This is a genomic window from Vibrio sp. D420a (assembly GCF_030248625.1).
GTDB lineage: Bacteria > Pseudomonadota > Gammaproteobacteria > Enterobacterales > Vibrionaceae > Vibrio > Vibrio fortis_A.
In genome coordinates, this window is record NZ_JAHGAN010000004.1 from 54,817 (window position 1) to 77,184 (window position 22,368).

At 46.9% G+C, this 22,368-nt stretch carries 20 protein-coding genes and 1 pseudogene; 16 read left to right on the top strand and 5 right to left on the bottom strand.

From position 1 onward, the window contains the following. The first annotated feature begins 1 nt into the window (after nucleotide 1). The 9 genes from urtE (at nucleotide 2) to ureG (ending at nucleotide 6,828) form a co-directional block, all read left to right on the top strand. Nucleotides 2–697, top strand: coding sequence for an urea ABC transporter ATP-binding subunit UrtE (urtE, locus tag KI743_RS05265; RefSeq protein ID WP_150871123.1), 696 nt, complete (start codon nucleotides 2–4; stop codon nucleotides 695–697). After that, entirely contained in the window at nucleotides 694–1,623 is a 930-nt protein-coding gene (locus KI743_RS05270) for an urease accessory protein UreD (protein ID WP_150895761.1), read from the top strand. Before urtE ends, KI743_RS05270 begins: the two co-directional genes overlap by 4 nt. Before the next feature lie 129 nt (nucleotides 1,624–1,752). Continuing rightward, nucleotides 1,753–2,055 carry an urease subunit gamma gene (ureA, locus tag KI743_RS05275; protein WP_032551330.1) on the top strand — a complete coding sequence of 101 codons (303 nt, stop codon included), beginning with the start codon at nucleotides 1,753–1,755 and terminating at the stop codon, nucleotides 2,053–2,055. A gap of 10 nt (nucleotides 2,056–2,065) precedes the next feature. Further along, entirely contained in the window at nucleotides 2,066–2,401 is a 336-nt protein-coding gene (locus tag KI743_RS05280) for an urease subunit beta (RefSeq protein WP_150871128.1), read from the top strand. 59 nt (nucleotides 2,402–2,460) lie between these two features. Continuing rightward, nucleotides 2,461–4,164 (top strand): urease subunit alpha, encoded by a 1,704-nt coding sequence (ureC, locus tag KI743_RS05285; RefSeq protein ID WP_285465464.1) that lies wholly within the window; start codon nucleotides 2,461–2,463, stop codon nucleotides 4,162–4,164. Nucleotides 4,165–4,338: 174 nt separating this feature from the next. Then, on the top strand, nucleotides 4,339–4,791 hold the full coding sequence (ureE, locus tag KI743_RS05290; RefSeq protein WP_285465465.1) for an urease accessory protein UreE: 453 nt from the start codon (nucleotides 4,339–4,341) through the stop codon (nucleotides 4,789–4,791). Between the two features lie 72 nt (nucleotides 4,792–4,863). Next, nucleotides 4,864–5,448 (top strand): HupE/UreJ family protein, encoded by a 585-nt coding sequence (locus KI743_RS05295; RefSeq protein WP_255231360.1) that lies wholly within the window; start codon nucleotides 4,864–4,866, stop codon nucleotides 5,446–5,448. 21 nt (nucleotides 5,449–5,469) lie between these two features. Continuing rightward, on the top strand, nucleotides 5,470–6,150 hold the full coding sequence (locus KI743_RS05300; protein WP_285465466.1) for an urease accessory protein UreF: 681 nt from the start codon (nucleotides 5,470–5,472) through the stop codon (nucleotides 6,148–6,150). 39 nt (nucleotides 6,151–6,189) lie between these two features. Then, on the top strand, nucleotides 6,190–6,828 hold the full coding sequence (gene ureG / locus KI743_RS05305) for an urease accessory protein UreG (RefSeq protein WP_239940670.1): 639 nt from the start codon (nucleotides 6,190–6,192) through the stop codon (nucleotides 6,826–6,828). Nucleotides 6,829–6,913: 85 nt separating this feature from the next. Here the strand turns inward: ureG and xseA are convergent, their stop codons facing one another. Then, nucleotides 6,914–8,254, bottom strand: a complete 1,341-nt coding sequence (gene xseA, locus KI743_RS05310) for an exodeoxyribonuclease VII large subunit (protein ID WP_285465467.1) — start codon at nucleotides 8,252–8,254, stop codon at nucleotides 6,914–6,916. 238 nt (nucleotides 8,255–8,492) lie between these two features. Between xseA and guaB the strand changes: the two genes are divergently transcribed. From guaB to KI743_RS05325, 3 genes are all read left to right on the top strand, one after another. Then, on the top strand, nucleotides 8,493–9,956 hold the full coding sequence (guaB, locus tag KI743_RS05315; protein ID WP_150871141.1) for an IMP dehydrogenase: 1,464 nt from the start codon (nucleotides 8,493–8,495) through the stop codon (nucleotides 9,954–9,956). 199 nt (nucleotides 9,957–10,155) lie between these two features. Then, a complete protein-coding gene (gene guaA / locus KI743_RS05320; RefSeq protein ID WP_032551338.1) occupies nucleotides 10,156–11,709 on the top strand; it encodes a glutamine-hydrolyzing GMP synthase in 1,554 nt (517 codons plus the stop codon). A 235-nt stretch (nucleotides 11,710–11,944) separates the two neighbouring features. Next, entirely contained in the window at nucleotides 11,945–13,684 is a 1,740-nt protein-coding gene (locus KI743_RS05325) for a chitinase (RefSeq protein ID WP_285465468.1), read from the top strand. A gap of 28 nt (nucleotides 13,685–13,712) precedes the next feature. Here KI743_RS05325 and KI743_RS05330 read toward each other — a convergent pair whose 3' ends face one another. After that, entirely contained in the window at nucleotides 13,713–14,084 is a 372-nt protein-coding gene (locus KI743_RS05330) for a hypothetical protein (RefSeq protein ID WP_285465469.1), read from the bottom strand. 430 nt (nucleotides 14,085–14,514) lie between these two features. Here KI743_RS05330 and KI743_RS05335 point away from each other — a divergent pair, with 430 nt between their 5' ends. After that, entirely contained in the window at nucleotides 14,515–15,108 is a 594-nt protein-coding gene (locus KI743_RS05335; RefSeq protein WP_032551341.1) for a GPR1/FUN34/YaaH family transporter, read from the top strand. Nucleotides 15,109–15,231: 123 nt separating this feature from the next. On the opposite strand, the gene KI743_RS05340 is transcribed toward KI743_RS05335, so the two are convergent. Next, nucleotides 15,232–16,779 (bottom strand): sodium:alanine symporter family protein, encoded by a 1,548-nt coding sequence (locus tag KI743_RS05340; RefSeq protein WP_150871148.1) that lies wholly within the window; start codon nucleotides 16,777–16,779, stop codon nucleotides 15,232–15,234. A 513-nt stretch (nucleotides 16,780–17,292) separates the two neighbouring features. Between KI743_RS05340 and KI743_RS05345 the strand changes: the two are divergent. From KI743_RS05345 to KI743_RS05355, 3 genes and pseudogenes are all read left to right on the top strand, one after another. After that, nucleotides 17,293–18,324, top strand: a pseudogene (locus tag KI743_RS05345) (PTS mannitol transporter subunit IICBA); the annotation flags it as partial. Between the two features lie 120 nt (nucleotides 18,325–18,444). Continuing rightward, nucleotides 18,445–19,032: an MltR family transcriptional regulator gene (locus KI743_RS05350; protein ID WP_285465470.1), complete on the top strand. Its 588-nt coding sequence runs from the start codon at nucleotides 18,445–18,447 to the stop codon at nucleotides 19,030–19,032. 177 nt (nucleotides 19,033–19,209) lie between these two features. Then, nucleotides 19,210–20,004 carry a hypothetical protein gene (locus KI743_RS05355; RefSeq protein ID WP_285465471.1) on the top strand — a complete coding sequence of 265 codons (795 nt, stop codon included), beginning with the start codon at nucleotides 19,210–19,212 and terminating at the stop codon, nucleotides 20,002–20,004. Between the two features lie 69 nt (nucleotides 20,005–20,073). On the opposite strand, the gene KI743_RS05360 is transcribed toward KI743_RS05355, so the two are convergent. After that, nucleotides 20,074–21,423 carry an MBL fold metallo-hydrolase RNA specificity domain-containing protein gene (locus KI743_RS05360; RefSeq protein WP_285465472.1) on the bottom strand — a complete coding sequence of 450 codons (1,350 nt, stop codon included), beginning with the start codon at nucleotides 21,421–21,423 and terminating at the stop codon, nucleotides 20,074–20,076. Nucleotides 21,424–21,564: 141 nt separating this feature from the next. Next, complete coding sequence (locus tag KI743_RS05365; RefSeq protein WP_285465473.1) at nucleotides 21,565–22,332, bottom strand: 1-acylglycerol-3-phosphate O-acyltransferase; 768 nt, start codon at nucleotides 22,330–22,332, stop codon at nucleotides 21,565–21,567. Nucleotides 22,333–22,368: the final 36 nt, after the last annotated feature.

Genomic DNA, 22,368 nt, shown 5'->3' on the forward strand with positions numbered 1-22,368 from the left:
GATGTTACAAGTGAAATCCGTTAACCAGTATTACGGTGAAAGCCATACCTTGTGGGATCTCGATATGCATATTCCAGAAGGCAAGTGCACTGTACTTATGGGGCGTAATGGCGTCGGTAAAACCACCTTGTTGCAGTGCATTATGGGGTTGGTCAAAGTTGAAAGTGGCGACATCTCGCTTTCTGGACAATCTCTGTTGAAAACCGATGCAGAAGAGCGTCCAAGACAGGGAATTGGTTATGTACCGCAGGGGCGTCAAATCTTCCCTATGCTCACAGTTCAAGAGAACCTAGAGGTTGGACTGCCTATCCGTGACAAAGGCGATCGCAAGATCCCGGAGTTTATCTTTGACCTGTTTCCGGTGTTGAAAGAGATGCTGCATCGTCGTGGTGGAGATCTGTCTGGTGGTCAACAGCAGCAACTCGCGATCGGCAGAGCTTTGGTAGTCAATCCAAAGTTGCTGATTCTGGATGAGCCGACCGAGGGTATTCAGCCGAATATTGTTCAGGAAATTGGCGACATTATCCGCATGCTTAATGAAAAGATGGGGCTAACGGTATTGCTGGTTGAGCAGAAGTTGCCGTTTGCTCGCAAAGTGGGTGACCGCTTTTGCATTCTTGACCGAGGCCGACAAGTAGCAGAGGGCGAAATGGAAGGCCTCGATGAAAAATTGATAAAGGAGTATCTCACGGTATGAGCGATGTACTTAACGCGATCTTGGAAGACGCGCAGCCACTTGGGATGGCAATTGAAGAGGATGTGAGAGATGGCTGGCAAGCCAATTTGAATCTTACCTTTGCAGACCGTGGTGACAAAACCGTACTCAAGCACCGCTATCAGTTGGGGCCTCTTGCTGTGCAAAGACCTCTATATCCCGATGGCAAAACCTGTCACAGCTACCTGCTGCATCCACCGGGTGGTGTTGTGGGAGGGGATACCTTAAATATTGATATCTCAGTAGAAAGTGGAGCGCACACTCTGATCACAACACCGGGTGCTACCAAGTTCTATCGTTCTAACGCTAAGTATGCAAAGCAGAAACAGATGCTGCACGTCGCTAAAGATGCGCGCCTTGAGTGGATGCCACAAGAGAACATCTTTTTTCCAGATGCGCACGTTCGCTTAGACACTGAAATCTACCTCGAAAAAGGTGCACAGTTTTGGGGGTGGGAGATGCACTGTTTTGGTCGGCCTGCACAAAATGAGGGATTTGAGCAAGGACACCTGGTTGGGAAAACCGAAATCTACTTAGATAACAAGAAATTGCTCACCGAAGGTTTTAACTTTCACGGCGGCGATAAGTTAATGATAAATATGGGGTTATTAAACTATCCGATGATGGGAACCTTCTATATTACCGCGGATGAGCCACAAGATTTAGAGTTGGTACAGAGCTTGCTCTTATCTATTACACAGCAAGCTTCACTGCAACCTGTTCATTTTGGTTCATCGAGTAAGTCCTCATTAATTATGGGCGCGACACAAATTGAAGGGTTGATTGTGATCCGAGCTTTAGGTCATTGGAGTGAAGACATACTCCAAGCCTTTGGACAGATATGGCAAGCAACGCGCTCACACCTTTGTGGCTCCACCCCTGATTTACCAAGGATTTGGGCGACTTAGCGACCTGCCCATTTTTGTACCGAGGGTAGACTTCCAGCCCTCGGTACTTTTTTTCGCTTGCTGTGTGAAAAATTAACTTAGTTCAGAAGGAAAACGGGCTAAGTACCTAGACGAACAGTGGGCAAGTAAATGGAATTAACACCAAGAGAAAAAGACAAACTCCTCATCTTCTGCGCAGGTATGCTCGCGCAGCAGAGAAAAGACAAAGGCTTAAAACTTAACTATCCAGAGTCCATCGCACTGATCAGCAGTGCCATTCTCGAAGGCGCGAGAGAAGGAAAAACCGTCTCCGAGTTAATGGATTTTGGACGTACTCTTCTCACCGTCGATGATGTGATGGAAGGCATTCCCTCTATGATCCCCGACGTGCAAGTCGAGGCCACCTTTCCTGATGGCACCAAGTTGGTGACTGTTCACGAACCGATTGTGTAAGGAGAGTTCAATGGCCAGTTCCAATTCAAATTACAGCGGGTTTGTACCCGGAAAGATAGAGACCGCACCCGGCACTATCACCTTGAATGAAGGACGAGATACTGTCTCAGTTAAGGTCAACAATATCGGTGACCGTCCGGTTCAAATTGGCTCTCATTATCACTTCTATGAAGCGAACCCTTCGCTGATTTTCGAACGAGAATTAACTAAGGGCTATCGCCTGAACATCCCAGCTGGTACTGCAACCCGTTTTGAGCCGGGCCAGTCGCGTACTGTTGAGCTAGTGAGTTATGCAGGTGCAAGGGAAGTGTACGGCTTTCAAGGAAAAGTGATGGGTAAGCTTTAACGGTCAACACTATCCGAAGCATATAACCGTCAAAGAGACAAAATAACAAAGGATTGATAATGGCGACAATATCCCGACAGGCGTATGCCGAGATGTTTGGGCCAACAATCGGCGACCGCGTGCGTCTTGCAGATACCGATTTATGGCTAGAAGTAGAAAAGGATTACACCGTTTACGGTGACGAAGTGAAGTTTGGTGGCGGTAAAGTGATTCGTGATGGCATGGGACAGAGCCAGCGAGTGAGCGCAGAAACGCCAGACCTTGTGATCACCAATGCCGTTGTACTCGATTATTGGGGCATCGTAAAAGCCGATGTCGCGATTAAAGATGGACGTATTCAGGCGCTTGGTAAAGCCGGTAACCCTGATGTACAACCGGGGGTTGATATTGTGATTGGCCCGGGGACCGAAATCTTAGCCGGTGAGGGCGCAATCCTGACGGCTGGTGGCATTGATTCACACATTCATTTTATCTGCCCACAACAGATTGAAGAGGCGTTGGCGTCTGGTGTCACCACTATGATCGGCGGTGGTACTGGCCCTAATACCGGTACCAATGCTACGACCTGTACGCCGGGGCCGTGGAACATGCATCGTATGTTGGAAGCTTTAGACGAGTACCCAATGAACTTTGGTTTACTCGGCAAGGGTAACGCCAGCCAACCAGAAGCACTACGCGAGCAAGTGGCTGCGGGTGCAGTTGGCTTAAAGCTGCATGAAGACTGGGGGACAACACCTGCATCGATTGATACGTGTTTAAGTGTTGCCGATGAAATGGATGTACAGGTTGCAATTCATACTGACACCTTAAACGAATCAGGCTTTGTGGAATCGACACTCGGTGCAATTGGTGATCGCGTGATTCATACCTATCACACCGAAGGAGCAGGTGGCGGCCATGCGCCCGACATCATTCGCGCTGCTGGCGAACCGAATGTATTGCCGTCATCAACCAACCCAACAAGGCCTTACACCGTCAATACCGTTGATGAGCATTTAGATATGCTGATGGTGTGTCACCACCTTTCTCCGTCGATTGCTGAAGATGTCGCGTTTGCTGAGTCTCGTATTCGTCGTGAAACCATCGCTGCCGAAGATATTCTTCATGACCTTGGTGCTTTCTCGATGATCGCATCGGATTCGCAAGCAATGGGGCGCGTAGGTGAGGTGGTCACTCGCACTTGGCAAACCGCGCACAAGATGAAAGTGCAGCGTGGCAGCCTGGAGGAGGATTCAGACTACAGCGATAACTTCCGTCTGCGTCGCTACATTGCAAAATACACCATCAACCCTGCTATCACTCACGGCATGGCGCATGAAATTGGCTCAATTGAAGAAGGAAAGTTGGCCGACCTTGTGTTGTGGAAACCAGCTTTCTTTGGTGTCAAACCAAGCGTGATTCTAAAAGGTGGCATGATCGCGATGGCACCGATGGGCGACCCTAATGCCTCTATCCCAACGCCACAGCCTGTGCACTACCGTTCTATGTTTGGTAGCTCGGGCAAGGCAAGTCAAAACACCTCAATGCTATTTGTTTCTAAAGAAGCCAAGGCGCAAAACATTGATAAGCAGCTTGGGCTGAAAAGCCTAATTGGAGTAGTCAGCAACTGTCGCAACATCAGCAAAGCAGACATGAAGCTCAACAATTGGATGCCGAAGATTGAGGTGGATTCACAAACCTATCAAGTACGAGCCGATGGTCAGTTGCTTGAGTGTGAGCCGGCCAAAGAGCTGCCGATGGCACAGCGTTATTTTTTGTTTTAAAGAAAAGTTGTTTTAAAGAAAAGTTGTTTTGAGAGCAGCTGTTTCAGAGAAGAACGGTTCTACGAAAAATTATTTTAGAGAGCTCTTGATTTGAACACTCTTGTTTTAAGAGCTCGGATTTTAATTCTACGCCTTACACAAGGCTATGAATCTCATATGGAGGTGAGTAATAACATGATTGAACTAACTCAAATTCAAGCAGAGCAGAGCACGGCGCCCGATGGTTTTTTGAGCCTACCGATCGATAGTCGTATTAAGAGTCGTCTTAAAGTGACGCTCGATGATGGCCGTGATGCTGGTTTGTTTCTTCCGCGCGGACACATCCTACGTGGAGGCGAACTGCTCACCAGTGAGTGTGGCTTAACGGTTGAAGTCAAAGCGGCACCAGAAACTGTTTCTACGGTGTATTGCGATGATGCGCACCTGCTGACGCGCGTGGCTTATCACTTAGGTAATCGACATGTTCCCCTACAAGTAGAGGCAGGCTGGGTTCGCTATCAGCACGACCATGTACTGGATGAAATGGTCGAGGGCTTGGGCGCAACAGTAACCACTGAAAAACAACCTTTTGAACCAGAAGGTGGGGCTTATGGTGGGCGCTCTGGCGGTCATCACCACCATCACTAATCGAGTCATTTGCGACTCATCTATTGATAGATAAAACAACGATATTAATAACAATAACGCAAGGATTACGCGATGAACTTTAAACACGCTACTGGCTTAACGACACTAACAATCGCTTCGCTAACAACACCAACATTGGCTTTCGCTCACCCTGGGCATGATCACGGCTCTCACTCACTTGTCTCTGGTTTAACGCACCCTGTTACCGGCGTCGACCATCTAATTATGTTGGTGGCATTTGGCATGTTGATTGGTGCGCTCTCTTATTCTAACAAGATTAAATCCGCTCTAGTCGGTGGCGGTCTTGTTTCTCTGATGGCGGGACTATTAGTCGGTCAAGCAATGGGCTTCTCTGTCGTGGTTGAGCCTGCGATCATCGCTTCTCTGTTTGTCGTAAGCCTATGTCTATGGCATGTGTTTTCACCTTCAACGACTAAGGTCAACAGCGTACTGGCGGTTTCAATCGGGTTCCTGTTCTTCCATGGCTACGCTCACGGAGTTGAAGCTGCGTCTGGTCTTGCACAGTTCGCGGCAGGCATGGGCGTAAGTGCTTTAGGGCTGATGGGCGTTGGCTATGTTGCCGGTAAGGCGCTGTATTCAAAATGGGCATCACTGGGTGTGGCTTCGCTAAGCGCGCTATTTTTAATGGCGGCCTAAATTGCCCCTAGGGAGATAAGCATGCAAGCAACAGCGAATGTCGCGAGCTATCGCCTATTTCAATTAATTAGCCCTTCATTGCCAATCGGCGGCTTCACCTATTCCCAGGGGCTGGAATATGCCGTGGAAGCGGGGTGGGTGACCAATCGCGATACGATGGAGCAGTGGCTGAATTGCATGGCGAACTCTAGTGTCGCCACCCTAGAACTACCAATTATTGATCGACTCTATCTGGCATTAGAACAAGGTGAGCTCGATCAGATTGAGTACTGGTGTGATTTTTTGTACGCAAGCCGGGAAACCAGCGAACTGCGTGCGGAGGAAAAACAGCGTGGGTTGGCTCTGTTTACTTTGCTTAAGCGATTGGAGATTGATGTCTCTGTCATGGCTTCAATCCAATCGCACCCCAATCAACTGTTGGGATTCTGCATAGCAGCAAAGCATTGGAAAATCAGTTTAGAGGATTTGAAGCAAGGCTACCTGTGGAGCTGGTTAGAGAATTTGGTCACTGCAGGCGTGAAGCTAGTGCCACTTGGTCAAACCGATGGTCAGCTAGCACTACTGAATGTCACACAGCGATTTCCTGAAGTGATCAATCAGGCGCGAAAAATTGAAGAGTGGATGATTGGCAGTTTTACGCCGTCGCTCTCGATTGCCAGTTCACTGCATGAAACACAATACACAAGACTATTTCGTTCATAGTGCAACGATGTAGTGAAAAAGAATATAAGGAATAAGACTATGGAAAGTTATAAGCAACCGCTTCGAATTGGTATTGGCGGCCCGGTAGGCTCTGGTAAAACGGCACTGCTTGAGGTGCTGTGTAAGGCGATTCGTGACAAGCTGAATATCGCGGTCGTTACTAACGATATTTATACACAGGAAGATGCAAAGATCCTAACTCGCGCCGAAGCACTAGAGCCGGATCGCATCATCGGTGTTGAGACGGGCGGCTGCCCACACACTGCGATTCGTGAAGATGCGTCGATGAACCTCGCAGCCGTTGAAGAGCTGGCTAAGCTGCACAAAAACCTAGATGTGGTGTTTGTTGAAAGTGGCGGTGATAACCTGAGTGCGACGTTCAGCCCAGAGCTTGCTGACCTGACTATCTATGTAATTGATGTAGCGGAAGGGGAAAAGATCCCACGTAAAGGTGGCCCGGGTATTACTCGCTCGGATCTGCTGGTGATTAACAAGATTGATTTAGCGCCATATGTTGGCGCGTCGCTAGAAGTGATGGAACAAGATACACAACGTATGCGTCCAACCAAGCCGTTTGTGTTTACCAACCTTAAAGAGAGCAAAGGCCTAGATACCATCATCGACTTTATCGTGACTGAAGGTATGCTTACTCTTAAAGAGCCAGAGAAGGCAAGCTAGTCATTCGCAGCTTCTGATAATTCCCCCATAAGCAAAAGCCCTATCAAATCTGATAGGGCTTTCTAGTTTAACGCTGCTTAGGCGCTTATGCTTTTGCAATCTTTTGGGTGACTTGAGATTCAATCACGCCATCTTCAACTTGCGTTTTGATTACTTCACCAACATTCACATCTTCAATTGAAGAGACCGTCTGTTTAGAGGCTGAATGAGTGATGCTGTAGCCACGCTTAAGCGTCGCGAGTGGGCTTACTGTTTCTAGCTTCTCTGCGGCCATTGCGAGCTGGTGGCGAGTGGTTAGCAGTGTCTTATCCATCGCATCCAATAGCTTTTGCTCTGAACGTTGCAGATGCAGTTTTTGTTCGCCCAAACGCTTAACAGGCGAGTTCAATTGAAGTTGATGCTGCTTACGCTCGACACGCTGTGCATGCTGCTTTAGGTATTGAGCCATACCACGACGCAGACGCATGTCTAGATCATCCAGTTGCTGACTCTGTTTTTGTAACTGGTAGCTTGGATGCTGTTTCTCTAAGCGGAACTTAAGCGCATGTGTCGATTGTGCTTGTTTCATTAATAGGTGACGAATCGCGCTGACTAAGCGTGCACGCTTCGCAGAAAAAGCTTGTTCTTTATGACTGTTATCACGGCTCACTAATTCAGCCGCCGCTGATGGAGTAGGGGCGCGCATATCAGCAACAAAGTCAGCAATTGTCACATCCACCTCGTGGCCGACGGCACTGATGATTGGAATCTGGCTTGCGGCAATGGTGCGCGCAACGATCTCGTTGTTAAAGCACCATAGGTCTTCCAGTGAACCGCCGCCACGGCCCACAATTAACACGTCACACTCATTACGCTCATTGGCGCGTCCAATTGCTTGAGCAATCTGAATCGCTGCTTCTTCGCCTTGAACCATGGTTGGGTAAACCACAACAGGCAAAGATGGATCACGACGCTTTAGTACGTCCAAGATATCGTAGAGAGCGGCACCCGTTTTTGATGTGATGACACCAACACGCTTAGGGTGTTCTGGCAGAGGTTGCTTATTTGATTGAGCAAATAGACCTTCTGCAGCAAGGTTCATTTTGAGTTTTTCAAACTCTTGCTGAAGTCGACCATCGCCCTCTGGCTGCATGCTTTCAATGATCAGTTGATAGTCACCACGCGGCTCATAAAGAGAGAGGCGGGCTTTGACTAATACTTGATTACCGTTTTGAGGCTTAAATGTCACTCGGCGGTTGTTGCCGCGGAACATGGCACATTTCACCTGAGCACGAGAGTCTTTAAGGGTGAGGTACCAGTGACCAGAGACAGGCGCTGAGAAATTGGAGATCTCTCCGACGAGCCAGACAATACCCATTTCATTTTCAAGAAGAAGTCGAACCTCTGCATTGAGGCGAGAAACAGTAAAGATGTTTGGATTGGTCATAGAGGCGCTATCTTTGTAGGACGGTCTTATGTCGTATCTCACAGGGCGTGAGTATGGAAGATAGCGGCAATATAATACATATCAAGGGGGTAAATGCAAATAAAAAATACAAAAATGTGTAGCCAAGCGATTTCCCCGTGCGTATAATCCCTCCGCAATATCTAATCCTAAGAGCTTCATTATGCGAAACGATGAAGCGGGATTTTTCTTTCTACCCCTCAATTGTGAGATATTGCAAATGCTAAGAATTGCCAAAGAAGCGCTGACATTCGATGACGTACTACTTGTGCCAGCACACTCCACTGTTCTCCCAAACACAGCTGATCTTCGCACTCAGTTGACTAAAAACATTTCACTGAACATCCCTATGATTTCTGCGTCGATGGATACCGTGACGGAAGCTCGTCTGGCTATCGCACTCGCGCAAGAAGGTGGCATTGGCTTTATCCACAAGAACATGTCTATCGAGCAACAAGCTGAGATGGTTCGTCAGGTTAAAATCTACGAAGCAGGTGTGGTTTCTCACCCTGTAACAGTAAGTCCTGATGCAACAATCGCTGACGTTGTCGCTCTAACTGAGAAGCACGGCTTTGCTGGTTTCCCAGTTGTTACTGAAACAAACGAACTGGTTGGTATCATTACTGGTCGTGACGTTCGCTTCGTAACAGACTTGTCTAAGAAAGTAGACGTAGTGATGACGCCTAAGTCGCGTCTAGCTTCAGTTAAAGAAGGTGCAACACGTGAAGAAGTGCAAGAGAAAATGCACGAAGCACGCGTTGAGAAAGTACTGGTAGTGAACGATGAGTTCCAACTAACCGGTATGATCACAGCAAAAGATTTCCATAAAGCAGAACGTAAGCCAAACGCATGTAAAGATGAGCGCGGCAGTCTACGTGTTGGTGCCGCTGTTGGCGCTGGCGCTGGTAACGAAGAGCGCGTTGCTGCTCTTGTTGAAGCTGGTGTAGACGTTCTACTTATCGACTCTTCTCACGGTCACTCTGAAGGTGTCCTAAACCGTATCCGCGAAACTCGCGCAGCTTACCCAGATCTAGAGATCATTGGTGGTAACGTTGCAACGGGTGCAGGTGCTCGTGCACTTATCGAAGCTGGCGTAAGCGCAGTTAAAGTAGGTATCGGCCCTGGTTCTATCTGTACAACTCGTATCGTTACTGGTGTTGGTGTTCCTCAAGTAACAGCAATCGCAGACGCTGCAGAAGTTGCTAACGAATACGGCATCCCAGTTATCGCTGATGGCGGTATCCGTTTCTCTGGTGACATTTGTAAAGCAATCGTAGCTGGCGCATCTTGTGTGATGGTTGGTTCTATGTTCGCTGGTACTGAAGAAGCACCGGGCGAGGTTATCCTTTACAACGGTCGTTCTTACAAGTCTTACCGTGGTATGGGTTCTCTTGGCGCAATGTCTCAAGGTTCTTCTGACCGCTACTTCCAGTCTGACAACGCAGCAGACAAACTGGTACCAGAAGGTATCGAAGGTCGTATCGCATACAAAGGTCGCCTAAAAGAGATCGTTCACCAACAAATGGGTGGTCTTCGCTCGAGCATGGGCCTAACAGGTTCAGCAACAGTAGAAGATATGCGTACTAAAGCAGAGTTTGTTCGTATCTCTGGTGCAGGCATGAAAGAGTCTCACGTACACGACGTTCAAATTACTAAAGAAGCGCCTAACTACCGTCTAGGTTAATCGCCTCCTTTAAACGTTTTATAGTGTGCCCATTAGAGGCACACTGTTTTATCTAGCTCTGTTTTTTCTCTATCTATATAGTGATTAAACATTGAGTAAGAGAAAATTGACGAAAACGTTTGCTTTATTTCTTGAAGAGTTAATGAGAGGTGAGTAAACTCGCCTCCGTTTCATCACATAGCCAATAAGACTGCTTACAATGACTAAAAATATTCATGACCAACGTATTCTAATTCTAGATTTCGGCTCTCAATACACGCAGCTAGTTGCTCGTCGTATTCGTGAAATCGGTGTTTACTGTGAACTTTGGAGCTGGGACGTAGAAGAAGCGGATATTCGTGAATTCAACCCAGATGGCATCATCCTTTCTGGTGGCCCTGAAAGTGTAACGGAAGAGAACTCTCCACGTGCACCTCAATATGTATTTGATTCAGGTGTTCCTGTATTCGGTATCTGCTACGGCATGCAAACTATGGCTGAGCAACTTGGCGGTAAAGTAGCAACGTCTACTGAGCGTGAGTTCGGCTACGCAGCAGTACAAGTAACAGGTGAATCTGCACTGTTTGCTGATCTAGAAGCATCGCAAGATGTATGGATGAGCCACGGTGACAAAGTAGTAGAAATCCCAGCGGACTTCGTTAAAACAGGTGAAACAGACACTTGTCCTTACGCAGCAATGGCGAACGAAGAGAAGAAATACTACGGCGTTCAATTCCACCCAGAAGTAACACACACTAAGAACGGCATGAAAATGCTAGAAAACTTCGTTCTTAATGTATGTGGTTGTGAAGGCCTTTGGACTTCTGCTTCAATCATTGAAGATGCAGTTGCACGCATTAAAGAACAAGTAGGTGACGACGAAGTTATCCTTGGCCTATCTGGTGGTGTTGATTCATCAGTAGTTGCGATGCTTGCTCACCGCGCTATCGGTGACAAACTAACGTGTGTATTCGTAGATAACGGCCTACTTCGTCTGAACGAAGCTGAGCAAGTTATGGATATGTTCGGCAACAAGTTTGGTCTAAACATCATCCACGTTAACGCTGAAGACCGTTTCCTAGAAGCGCTTAAAGGTGAGAACGATCCTGAAGCTAAGCGTAAGATCATCGGTCACGTATTCGTAGATATCTTCGACGAAGAGTCTAAGAAACTGAAGAATGCTAAGTGGCTAGCTCAGGGTACTATCTACCCAGACGTAATTGAGTCTGCAGCATCTAAGACTGGTAAAGCACACGTAATTAAATCTCACCACAACGTTGGTGGTCTTCCAGACGATATGGAAATGGGCCTTGTTGAGCCTCTACGTGAGCTGTTTAAAGATGAAGTTCGTAAGATCGGTCTAGAGCTTGGCCTTCCATACAACATGCTTTACCGCCACCCATTCCCAGGTCCAGGTCTAGGTGTTCGTGTTCTTGGCGAAATCAAGAAAGAGTACTGTGACTTGCTACGTCGCGCAGATGCTATCTTCATTGAAGAGCTTCACGCTGCAGACCTTTACCACAAAGTATCTCAAGCGTTCACGGTATTCCTACCAGTACGCTCTGTTGGTGTAATGGGCGATGGCCGTAAGTACGATTGGGTTGTGTCTCTACGTGCTGTAGAAACAATCGACTTCATGACTGCTCACTGGGCACACCTACCATACGACTTCCTAGGTAAGGTTTCTAACCGTATTATCAACGAAGTTGACGGCATTTCACGTGTTGTTTACGACATCTCTGGTAAGCCACCAGCAACAATCGAGTGGGAATAATCTCTCTCTGTTGATGTAATCGAGACAGATTTGTCTTAGATTCTAGAAGCCTCGAACTCTGTTCGGGGCTTTTTGTTTTTTGGAGCCACTCCCCATAACGATTGAGACAAAATGAAGTGATTTATAAATTGTTAGTAAGCGACTCGCAGTTCTTTTCGATTTAACCGTTCGGCACTAGAGCCTTTTCATCGTGCCACATACTCTCTTATCGACGTTACTTATAAGAGAACAAACTATGTTAAACGTGAAGCCGATAGCGCTCGTTGTGAGTGCTCTTTTTGTTGGTGGTAGCATTTTCGCTGGCGGAAGCCATGCGGCGACCAATAGCCAACCAACCATGAACATCCAATCCGATCCGCAGAACCCGACTGGCTATCTTGTGTCGAGAGCTGACCTTGCAGCTGTAGAGCAATCCAAGGCTTCTGATCCTATGTATGCGATTTGGTCTCAAGCTCTGCAAACTCGTTCGAATACGATTGTTGAAGCGATTGAACCCGGTTCGCCTTCCAACCCTGACAACGTAAAACGCGTTGAGCGTGTGTTCCCGCAAACTGAGTGGGACTTCCTAACGCAAATGGCGGCACCAGAATATACCTATACCCGTTTCCTGCGTGCGATTGGTAAGTTCCCTGCGTTCTGTGGAGAGTACACCGATGGCCGCGATTCAGATGCTATCTGTAAGAAATCCATCATCACGGCTTTTGCTCACTTCTCTCAAGAGACGGGCGGACACATCGCGATAGACAACACCTCTGATAATCCATTGGCGTTAGAAGAGTGGCAGCAAGCGCTGGTGCACGTGCGCGAAATGGGCTGGTCTGAAGGCCAAGAAGGCTACACCACAGGCTGTGGTCAGAATGATTGGCAGAATGCGCGTTGGCCGTGTGCGGCGGGGCAGGGCTACTTTGGGCGAGGCGCTAAACAGCTTTCTTACCATTTTAACTATGGAGCCTTCTCTGAGGTAATGTTCGATGGTGATGCAGCGGTGCTTTTGAATAATCCCGGTCTAGTTGCAGACTCATGGTTGAACCTAGCTTCAGCGATCTGGTTTTTCTTAACGCCTCAAGCGCCTAAGCCAGCGATGCTGCATGTGATCGATCGCACTTGGACACCTTCTCAGCGCGAAATCGACGCGGGAATTGGCTACGGCTTCGGAACTACCATCAACGTAATCAACGGTGGTATTGAGTGTGGTGAGCAGAACAAGAACAAAGGCCAGCCAGTGAATCGTATCCGTTACTGGGAAGGCCTAGCTGAACACTATCAAATCCCAATTGAAGCAGACGAGAAGAATACTTGTTGGCAACAGGCGCCTTACGGCAGCTTAAACCTCAACGGTGCGACAGATGTGCTTTATACCAACTGGGATGGTAACTGGAAATACTACGCCGATCGCCCAGAAGGCTTTTCATTTGAGTGTGAGTTAGTTGGCTTCCAAACCGCTTACTCTGCATTAGTGCCGGGTGATTACGAGAAGTGTGTGACCAACTTTTATGGCTCTCATGCGAGCTGGCCAGAAGTGCGTGTGGTCGACAAGCTAGATCCGGTAGATCCTGGAACCAATCCGGGTGGTAATGGCTGGGATGCCAATAAGGTTTACAACTCTGGCGATCAGGTGACCTTTAACGGGGCAACCTATGAGGCGAAGTGGTGGACACAAGGCGATGAGCCTTCCGCTGGCGGCCCTTGGAAATTGGTCGCTGGCGAACCAACGCCACCTGTAGAGCCCGATCCAACACCTGTAGACCCGCCAGTGACTGAGCCTCCGGTAACGAATCCTCCAGTCGAGCCACCAGTTACTGAACCGCCAGTCGTTCCAAGCGAATTTACCACTTGGGAGCCGGGTGTTACTCAGGTGAGTGACGGTGAGAAGGTGACATACCAAGGTAAGTGCTTTGTCGCGAAAAATGGTCCCGGTGTATGGGAGAGCCCAGTTCAATCAAACTGGTTCTGGGATGAGATTAGTTGTCAGTAAATTCAGTACTTGCTGAGCTAATTCCGTTTCAACAAGCCGGGCATACGCTCGGCTTTTTGGTGGTTAGGAATAGATGCGGGAAGCGAGTAAACGAGTGGCGAAGAGCCTGTTTTTGATTGCTCCCAAACTCCGCGCATTCAAGGGTATAAGATCTTTTCGTATCTCTCATCTCGATACTCGAATCAATGATCAGATGCGGGATACGAGTAAACGAGTGGCGAAGAGCCTGTTTTTGATTGCTCCCAAGCTCTGCGTATTCAAGAGTATAAGAGCTTTTCGTATCTCGAATCTCGTTACTCGAATCAATGATCAGATGCGGGATATGAGTAAACGAGTGGCGAAAAGCTCGCTCTCTATTGCTCTTCGCATCTCGAATCCCGTTCACTCGCATCTCAAACACTCACCGTCATTCCCTAGAGCGAGGTACGAGCGTAGTAGGGAATCTCTTGCTTTTGGATATACCTACTGCCTGTAAAAGATTCCAGACATCTCGTCCCTCGATTCTGGAATGACGACTTAAAGAGCTGATACGGGATACGAGTAAACAAGTGACGAAAAGCACGTTCTCTATTGCTCTTCGTATCTCTCATCTCGCTTACTCGAATCTAAACACGTTCTTCTCATCCCGAATCTCGTTCACTCGTATCTCAAAAAACACATACAAAACATGAATACTAAGCCCTGAATATGAAACTAATATTCCATAGGATCATTTATTCAACCTAAGTTTTCGATAACTGGATTACCTCAAATACGGTTTATAGATTAAAATTTTCTTACAATTTTTATTGGTTTTGTTTAACCCCCTATTTGATAAAGGTAAATTCGCAATGTCGACCAAACTAGCTAACCCAGCGCCACTTGGCTTAATGGGTTTCGGTATGACCACTATTCTTCTTAATATTCACAACGCAGGTTTCTTCCCGATTGATTCGATGATCCTAGCGATGGGTATTTTCTACGGTGGTTTGAGCCAAGTGATTGTCGGCACAATGTGCTTTAAGCGTGGTGACACCTTCGGTACGACAGCGTTTACTTCTTACGGTCTATTTTGGCTGACACTGGTTGGTCTGATCGTAATGCCTTACATGGGCCTACCAGCAAGCCCAGCAAGCTTCATGGGTTGGTACCTACTGCTATGGGGCGTATTCACAGGCTTCATGTTCATCGGCTCTCTATGCTACCCAGTAGCGAAGCAAGTGGTATTCGGTTCTCTGACGATTCTATTCTTCCTGCTTGCAGCTCGTGATTTCACTGGTAGCGAACTAATCGGCACTATCGCTGGTTTTGAGGGTATCTTCTGTGGCGCTTCTGCAATCTACTTTGCAATGGCTCAAGTGATCAACAACGAATACGGTCGCACAGTTCTGCCAATCGGTGAGAAGAAAGCACCGCAAGTTGCAACGCAAGAGATCGCAGCTTAAGACCATTGTTTGGGAACAGATCTTAAGATACAGGAAAACAAAACGGGTTAGCCGAAATGGCTAACCCGTTTTTTTATTATCTCTGAATAGGCCTTACAGCACCTATTCAACTCAGGAGTTTACTTACGCAGATGGCTGCTCAACTGGCTTGCTGTCAGTTGTTTCAGCTTCAGGCGATTTGCCTGTCTTACGCTTGTATTTACCTTCCCAGTAGTCTGCACCTTTAATGCCAAGCTTAACTGGGTTGAATGTGTACTCAGTTACGCCTTTCTTCTGTTGCTCTTCGTAGTCTTTCAGCGCTTTCAGAGCTGGTTTAGACATGAAGAAGATAATCAGAATGCCGACGATGTTTAGCCAAGCCATCAGACCAACGCCCACATCACCCATTGCCCATGCAAGGTTGGCGGTTTTCACTGTACCGTAGAATACTGCAGTGATAAGAACCGCTTTCAGAGCAAACATCATACCTGGGATCTTAATAGTACGACGTAGGTACGCGATGTTCGTTTCTGCAATGTAGTAGTAAGCAAGAATAGTTGTGAACGCGAAGAAGAACAGAGCGAACGCAATGAATGGCTTACCAACACCTGGTAGAGCACTTTCGATTGCAAGCTGTGTAAATACAGGGCCGTTCGCACCGATATCTGCAGCTAGGTTCTGTACTAGGAATGCGCCTTCAGCACCACCGTGTACGTTGTATGCACCAGTGATAAGAATCATGAATGCTGTTGCTGAACATACTAGTAGTGTATCAATGTAGATAGAGAAAGATTGAACCAGACCTTGCTGTGCTGGGTGATCAACACTTGCAGCCGCTGCAGCGTGAGGACCAGTACCTTGACCCGCTTCGTTAGAGTAAACACCACGTTTTACACCCCAACCGATAGCAGCACCAACACCAGCCATAGGCGTAAATGCGTCACCAACAATCATACCGAAGATGCGTGGCACCTCACCGATGTTTAGAAGGATGATAACGAAAGCAATCACGATGTAAGCTAGCGCCATGAAAGGAACCACGATTTGCGTGAAGTTCGCAATACGCTTAACACCGCCGAAGATGATGAACGCTAGGATGATCGCAATAACAGTACCAGTGAAAACTTTAGCAAAACTGAACGTACCGATAGCTGTTTCGATCATGTCGCCCGTGCCAAACGCAGCTTCTACCGCATTACCAATGCTGTTTGACTGAACGCCTGGTAGTAGAACACCACAAGCAAAGATTGTCGCGATAGCGAAGATCCACGCGTACCATTTCTGACCCATCGCTTTTTCGATGTAGTAAGCTGGACCACCACGGAACTCGCCTTCATCTTCTTCTTTATAGATTTGAGCCAGCGTCGATTCTGCAAACGCAGTTGCCGCGCCAAAGAAGGCAACAACCCACATCCAGAATACAGCACCAGGACCACCGAAACCGATTGCGGCAGCAACACCAGCAATATTACCTGTACCTACGCGCCCAGAAAGCGAAACGGCAAGTGCTTGAAAAGATGAGATACCTTTACTTGAGCTTTTGCCAGATAACAACAAACGCCACATTTCAAAGAAGTGACGAACTTGAACAAATCGGGTCATTATGGAGTAGAACAAACCTGCGCCTAGACACAAGTAAATCAGTACCGGACTCCAGATTATTCCATTCAAAAAATCAACGAATGACTGCATGAGTATTTTTCCCTGTTAGTTGTACTTATGATTGTTTTTCGTACAACACAATACTTCACATGTAATGCTCTTGTTAAATTATTTATCTATCTAAGCTTAATAGTGTGATATATCGCATGTTCTGGAGTGCTTTTGTTAACGATAAGTTCTATTTTTCCGTTTGCCATTCGACATAGAAATGCAATTTAATGCATTTTTTTAGTTAGATCTCTCTCGGAAAAATAGAATTTCATGATGTGACTGGGTTTGGAATTAAATTTCAACTTTCGGACAAGTTGCTGATAGATACATCAGGACGGTGTTGTATTGTAGTTTTAATACGTAATCTTATCGGTGGTCATTCTATTAATGTGATCTGTGAATCACATTTAGATTGCTGTGTTTGAGTTTTGGTGTGATCAAAATCACAATGGGTGAGTGTGGTATGAATCTCAGATAATTGCAGGATATTTTGCCTAAGTTTGCAGATTTTACCAGAGTCATTGATTGTTACAGATGTGTTTCAGGTTCTATATGTTCTCCCCAAGTTCAAAAATCAAAGTTCAGAGTTTCGGTCGTGTTCTTGCGAACATGGTTATGCCTAGTATTGGTGCCTTTATTGCTTGGGGACTGATCTCCGCACTGTTCATACCAACGGGCTGGTGGCCGAATGAAGCTCTAGCTTCGATGGTTAGCCCAATGATCACCTTTTTGATTCCATTGTTGATTGGCTACACCGGCGGCAAGATGACTGGGGGAGAGCGGGGCGCAATTGTTGGCTCTATCGCAACCATGGGCCTGATTGTTGGCACTGATGTTCCGATGCTAATGGGAGCGATGATCATTGGGCCATTAGGTGGCGCTGTGATTGCACGCTTTGACCGAGCCATCGAAGGCAAGGTTCGAAGTGGTTTTGAGATGCTAGTGAACAACTTCTCTGCGGGCATCGTAGGAATGATGTGTGCCATCGTCGCCTTTTTGATTGTTGGACCTGCTGTAAAAGTGGTTTCGACGATGTTGGCCGCAGGTGTCCAGGCCATGGTCGACACCGGCTCACTGGCTTTGGTTTCTATTTTAGTGGAACCGGCGAAAATTCTTTTCCTCAATAATGCGATTAACCATGGCGTTTTTTCACCAATAGGAATCCAGCAGGTTGAACAATATGGTCAGTCGTTAGTATTCCTTATTGAGTCTAACCCAGGCCCTGGTCTTGGGGTGTTATTGGCTTATATGGTGTTTGGCAAAGGCAGTACTAAACAAACAGCTGGTGGTGCATCCATCATTCACTTCTTCGGCGGTATTCAAGAGATCTACTTCCCTTACGTGCTAATGAAGCCTCGCCTAATTTTCGCTTTGATTGCTGGCGGTATGGCGGGACTGACAACGCTAGTCCTGTTTGATGCGGGATTGGTGTCAGCAGCCTCTCCGGGCTCTATCTTCGCTATTTTGGTGATGGCGCCTAAATCATCAATGTTGGGTGTCGCGCTTTCTATCGCTATCTCAACCTTAGTGTCGTTCTTATGCTCATCACTGGTTCTAAAAACAGAGCAAAGTACGGAAGCTGAGCAGGAAGAAGGCTATTTAACAGGTCGACCACGCTTTTCAAATCGAACGTCAGACTAATCACTTAAAATAAAGACGTTCTCAGAGCGATAGACTAACGTCACCTTAGGCTTAGAGGTAAATATGAGAAACACGCGAGCAGAAAGCGCCATGCTTTCAAAGGCCATAGAGCCTATCGACTTGCCCAATGAAGCTGAACTGCTGGAAGTGATCTCGACTGCTGAGGACGCCAGTGCGGTTTTCTTAGCGGCCTATCATGCCTTGGACGATACCATTGGTGTGTTAATGCAAACTATCTTCTATAAAGACGATTACGCCGTGAAGTTTGTGGTTGATCCTCTGCTTAAGAATCAAGGCCCTTTAGGGGATGTGATGGTTCGTAGCAAGCTGCTGTATGGACTTGGTGTGATTAACCGTGAAATCTATGAAGATGTAGAGCGTTTTGTAACCCTGAAAGAGTGGGCAGACACGCCACAAAGCAGCATCTACTTTACCGACCCAGATGTGATTGAAGAGCTGCAAAAAGTCCACGTGGTGCAAAGTGTGATGCCTATCGACTACGATCAGCAAGCAGCCAACAACCTACCGGAAGAGATGCTGACCATGTTCATTGACCGTCATAACCAAAAGGTGCAGTCGAGCATAGTATTAGCCATTGCAGAACTCGTGAGACAAATCTGCCACTGCGACACCTCATTTCTTCCTTCTTAAGTGCTCATTTAGCATTGCTTACAGTCATAATTAATCTCCTCTCAACCATTAATATTGTTACTAAATTTTACCCATATCATATCCGTGAAGTGCATCGAAACTCATTTTGAAACCGATTGAGTCAATGACTGTATAAATAAAAAATATCTAGCGTTTTTATATGTTTATGGAGGATTTATGAAAACACTAGGCGGCGTTGTTTTGGGGAGCCTACTACTAGTAGGTTGTGGTGGCGGCGGAGGCGGTAGCAGCAGTAGCGGTGGCTCTGGTACTGGCAATTTGAGTGGCCTTCCTGACCCTGGAGGAGTATCAAGCACCAACTATGACCCACGACAGTTGCGTGCTCAAGCGACTTTTTCCAATAGTACTGTCACTGGTTCAACTATCGTTTTTGCACTTACCTATGAGAAAGACGCAACGCGTCTGATGTCAGTCGATGATCTCGATGAAATTGAAGTGCTGGTCGATGGTACACCGGTTGTTTTGACTAATATGTACGGCTTTCTCTATTCGTATGATATGCCAGCTAATGCTTCAAGTTATGAGGTAAGTTGGAAACGTGATGGTGAGGTAATTGCATCGACGAGTTTTGATGGTGAACCCGCTGAGATTCCTCTCACAACTCTTTATGATGGCAGTGGCGTACAGTTCAGTTGGGTAGAGCAAGCCAACACTACTTATCGCTTTGTGATTCCAGGGTTAACGTGTACGGATCGCTTCGGCAATAATGAACACTTCTCGCACTGGGAAAATGATGATTTATCTAAGAACGTGGTTGAGGGAGGTTCGTACTATGTTCCACTTAGCCTCTTTAACAACTTCACTGAAGACCAGCTAAGAGCTACCTACCAAACTTGTTTCGTTAGTTTAGATGTGACCGGAGAACACCATGACATTAATATTCGAGATTCTGGTTATCAAATGAAGGGCATTGCGATGGGATCTGGCGTTGAACTGCTTACCATTTTCTAAGTTATTCTGACCATGCTCTGAGTTATCTCTATTCAGATATTTATTCTTTGGGGAAGGTTATTCTTCCCCTTATTCTCTAGAAACACTATACCCACGTCCTTCAAGTAATTTGGCAAAGGTGGATTGAGTTTTTGGTTCACCATGAATCAAATGGATCGATTTTGGTGGGGGAGTGATTCCCTCGATAAAGCGCATGAGATCGCTTTGACCTGCGTGAGCGGAATAACCAGACATCGTATGAATTTGTGCATTCACTGAGATATGAGCTTGGTCGATCTCTACAGACATTTCTCCTTGCTGCAAAGCACGACCTAATGTTCCATGGGCTTGATATCCCGCCAAAATCACATCAGTTCTCTGGTCGGGTAGTAAAGCCGATAGATAGTTCATGATTCGCCCGCCCTGACACATTCCCGAAGCAGCAATCACTATCGCAGGCTCTGCTGTTGATTTAAGTCTATTGACCAGTTTCTTGTGGGCTCGGTGATCATCAATCGTAATGCACTGCTCGAACGCCAATGGATTGCGGTGTGCTGATAATCTCTGTTTCGCTTCCTCTCCCCATAGCTCTTTGAATTGACGATAGGAGCGGGTGATCTTGTGTGCCATTGGTGAGTCAAGAATGATGGGCAGCTGGCGACTCAGAGAGCGCTGCTCGATCATCTGTTCAATATCAAATAGCAGTTCTTGAGTTCTTCCAACGCTAAAGGCGGGAATAAGGATTGCGCCACCATCTTCCAATGAGTGGTCAATAATGCGGTTTAGGGTTTCTGCACGCTCAGCGATATTGGAATGATTGCTCGCACCATAGGTCGATTCAATAAACAGATAGTCAGCTCTTCCAGGTGACACTGGGTCGGGCAGTAGGGGAGTGTTACTTGGGCCAAGGTCTCCAGAAAATACCACCACCTCTTCATTCGGTAATTTAACCTCAATATAAGCCGAACCAAGTATGTGCCCTGCGGGTTGAAAACGAGCATAAAGAGTATTTGGCCTACCATGATCCTTTTGCTTGTTGAGGTGAGGTGCTCGCGGAATGGGAAACCATTGATGATAGGCTTGAGGCTGTATTAGTGAGTGAATTCTTTTGAGGATTTGCTTTTGTTGGCGGTGGCTAAAGCCTTGCAGTTTTAGACCATCTTCAATCATTAGCGGGGCAATGGCGGCCGTCGCTTTGGTACAGATGATGGGTTGATTAAAGCCTGTCGCCAGCAGCCATGGAATGCGACCAATATGATCAATATGGCTATGGGTCAGCAGCAAAGCGTTTAGATGCTGAGTGTCAAACTCAACTTCTAATGGGCGTGTATCTGCGCCTTGAAACAGACCACAATCAATCAGTATTGCTTGGTCTTCCACTCTCAGCTCATGACAAGAGCCCGTAACTGTATGTTTACCACCGTGATGAATAACCTGCATTCGCCGCTCCTATTAAAGCCAACCTCAATTGTGCTAATCGTGACGGGCAAAGAAAATAGCAGCGACGAGAGTTGCGAGGCCGCAAGCGATAAAATGTAATTGAGCCTTCACTCAGCCCAACTGTCGCGAGATATCACTCTGCTATTGGGTCGAACTTTTACGTGTATCGAGCTTTGGACTGGCTCCAGACTCTAAGCGCGCGACTTCTGCATCAAGCTGGGCAATTTTTTCCGCCATTAAAGCGTGGCAGTGATCAGCAAGGGCTCTGGCATCACCCAGTTCGTAACCCGACACATCGATAGGTTCGAGCATTTCAGTGATCACAATGCCGTTGTTGGCGCGATTCAAATCAATCTTATTGTGAGTGGTACTGGTACACATTGGGGTAATAGGCACACCTGCCTCAATCGCCATGCGGAACGCACCCGTTTTAAAAGGCAAGAGCCCACGGCCTTTGCTACGAGTACCTTCTGGGTAAATCCATACCGAAAGGTCTCTCTGGTGAATCGTCTCAGCTACTTGCTTAATCGTATCTCTGGCTTTGGATTTGTCTTCACGATTGATCAAAATGTTACCCGTGATCCAATACAAAACGCCAAAGAACGGAATCCATAGTAAATCGCGTTTCCCCAGTGATACGGTGCGAGGTCTTAACATTCCCGGATCGGTAACAAAATCAAACACACTCTGGTGATTCGAAATGTACACGCTGTTTTTTGGCGTTGGCGCGTTCTCTAGCCCGCGCTGAATAATTGTAAGGCCAAGGATCTTTTGCAGTTGATTGAACCAGCGACAGAAGAAATACACATGCTTAGGGTTTTTAGGGCTAAACAGACAGAAAACAAGTGCACTCAGTGTTGTGGTAACCACAAACACCGTAGCCAAGATAAGACGAAGAACAGTAAGCACAGCCGACTCCTTTCCACTGCACATTGGCAGTATTCA

What these genes read in the sequence shown, in the direction of transcription:
- urtE (WP_150871123.1), top strand. Translation starts at nt 2, where the DNA reads ATGTTACAAGTGAAATCCGTTAACCAGTATTACGGTGAAAGCCATACC.
- KI743_RS05270 (WP_150895761.1), top strand. Translation starts at nt 694, where the DNA reads ATGAGCGATGTACTTAACGCGATCTTGGAAGACGCGCAGCCACTTGGG.
- ureA (WP_032551330.1), top strand. Translation starts at nt 1,753, where the DNA reads ATGGAATTAACACCAAGAGAAAAAGACAAACTCCTCATCTTCTGCGCA.
- KI743_RS05280 (WP_150871128.1), top strand. Translation starts at nt 2,066, where the DNA reads ATGGCCAGTTCCAATTCAAATTACAGCGGGTTTGTACCCGGAAAGATA.
- ureC (WP_285465464.1), top strand. Translation starts at nt 2,461, where the DNA reads ATGGCGACAATATCCCGACAGGCGTATGCCGAGATGTTTGGGCCAACA.
- ureE (WP_285465465.1), top strand. Translation starts at nt 4,339, where the DNA reads ATGATTGAACTAACTCAAATTCAAGCAGAGCAGAGCACGGCGCCCGAT.
- KI743_RS05295 (WP_255231360.1), top strand. Translation starts at nt 4,864, where the DNA reads ATGAACTTTAAACACGCTACTGGCTTAACGACACTAACAATCGCTTCG.
- KI743_RS05300 (WP_285465466.1), top strand. Translation starts at nt 5,470, where the DNA reads ATGCAAGCAACAGCGAATGTCGCGAGCTATCGCCTATTTCAATTAATT.
- ureG (WP_239940670.1), top strand. Translation starts at nt 6,190, where the DNA reads ATGGAAAGTTATAAGCAACCGCTTCGAATTGGTATTGGCGGCCCGGTA.
- xseA (WP_285465467.1), bottom strand. Translation starts at nt 8,254, where the DNA reads ATGACCAATCCAAACATCTTTACTGTTTCTCGCCTCAATGCAGAGGTT.
- guaB (WP_150871141.1), top strand. Translation starts at nt 8,493, where the DNA reads ATGCTAAGAATTGCCAAAGAAGCGCTGACATTCGATGACGTACTACTT.
- guaA (WP_032551338.1), top strand. Translation starts at nt 10,156, where the DNA reads ATGACTAAAAATATTCATGACCAACGTATTCTAATTCTAGATTTCGGC.
- KI743_RS05325 (WP_285465468.1), top strand. Translation starts at nt 11,945, where the DNA reads ATGTTAAACGTGAAGCCGATAGCGCTCGTTGTGAGTGCTCTTTTTGTT.
- KI743_RS05335 (WP_032551341.1), top strand. Translation starts at nt 14,515, where the DNA reads ATGTCGACCAAACTAGCTAACCCAGCGCCACTTGGCTTAATGGGTTTC.
- KI743_RS05340 (WP_150871148.1), bottom strand. Translation starts at nt 16,779, where the DNA reads ATGCAGTCATTCGTTGATTTTTTGAATGGAATAATCTGGAGTCCGGTA.
- KI743_RS05350 (WP_285465470.1), top strand. Translation starts at nt 18,445, where the DNA reads ATGAGAAACACGCGAGCAGAAAGCGCCATGCTTTCAAAGGCCATAGAG.
- KI743_RS05355 (WP_285465471.1), top strand. Translation starts at nt 19,210, where the DNA reads ATGAAAACACTAGGCGGCGTTGTTTTGGGGAGCCTACTACTAGTAGGT.
- KI743_RS05360 (WP_285465472.1), bottom strand. Translation starts at nt 21,423, where the DNA reads ATGCAGGTTATTCATCACGGTGGTAAACATACAGTTACGGGCTCTTGT.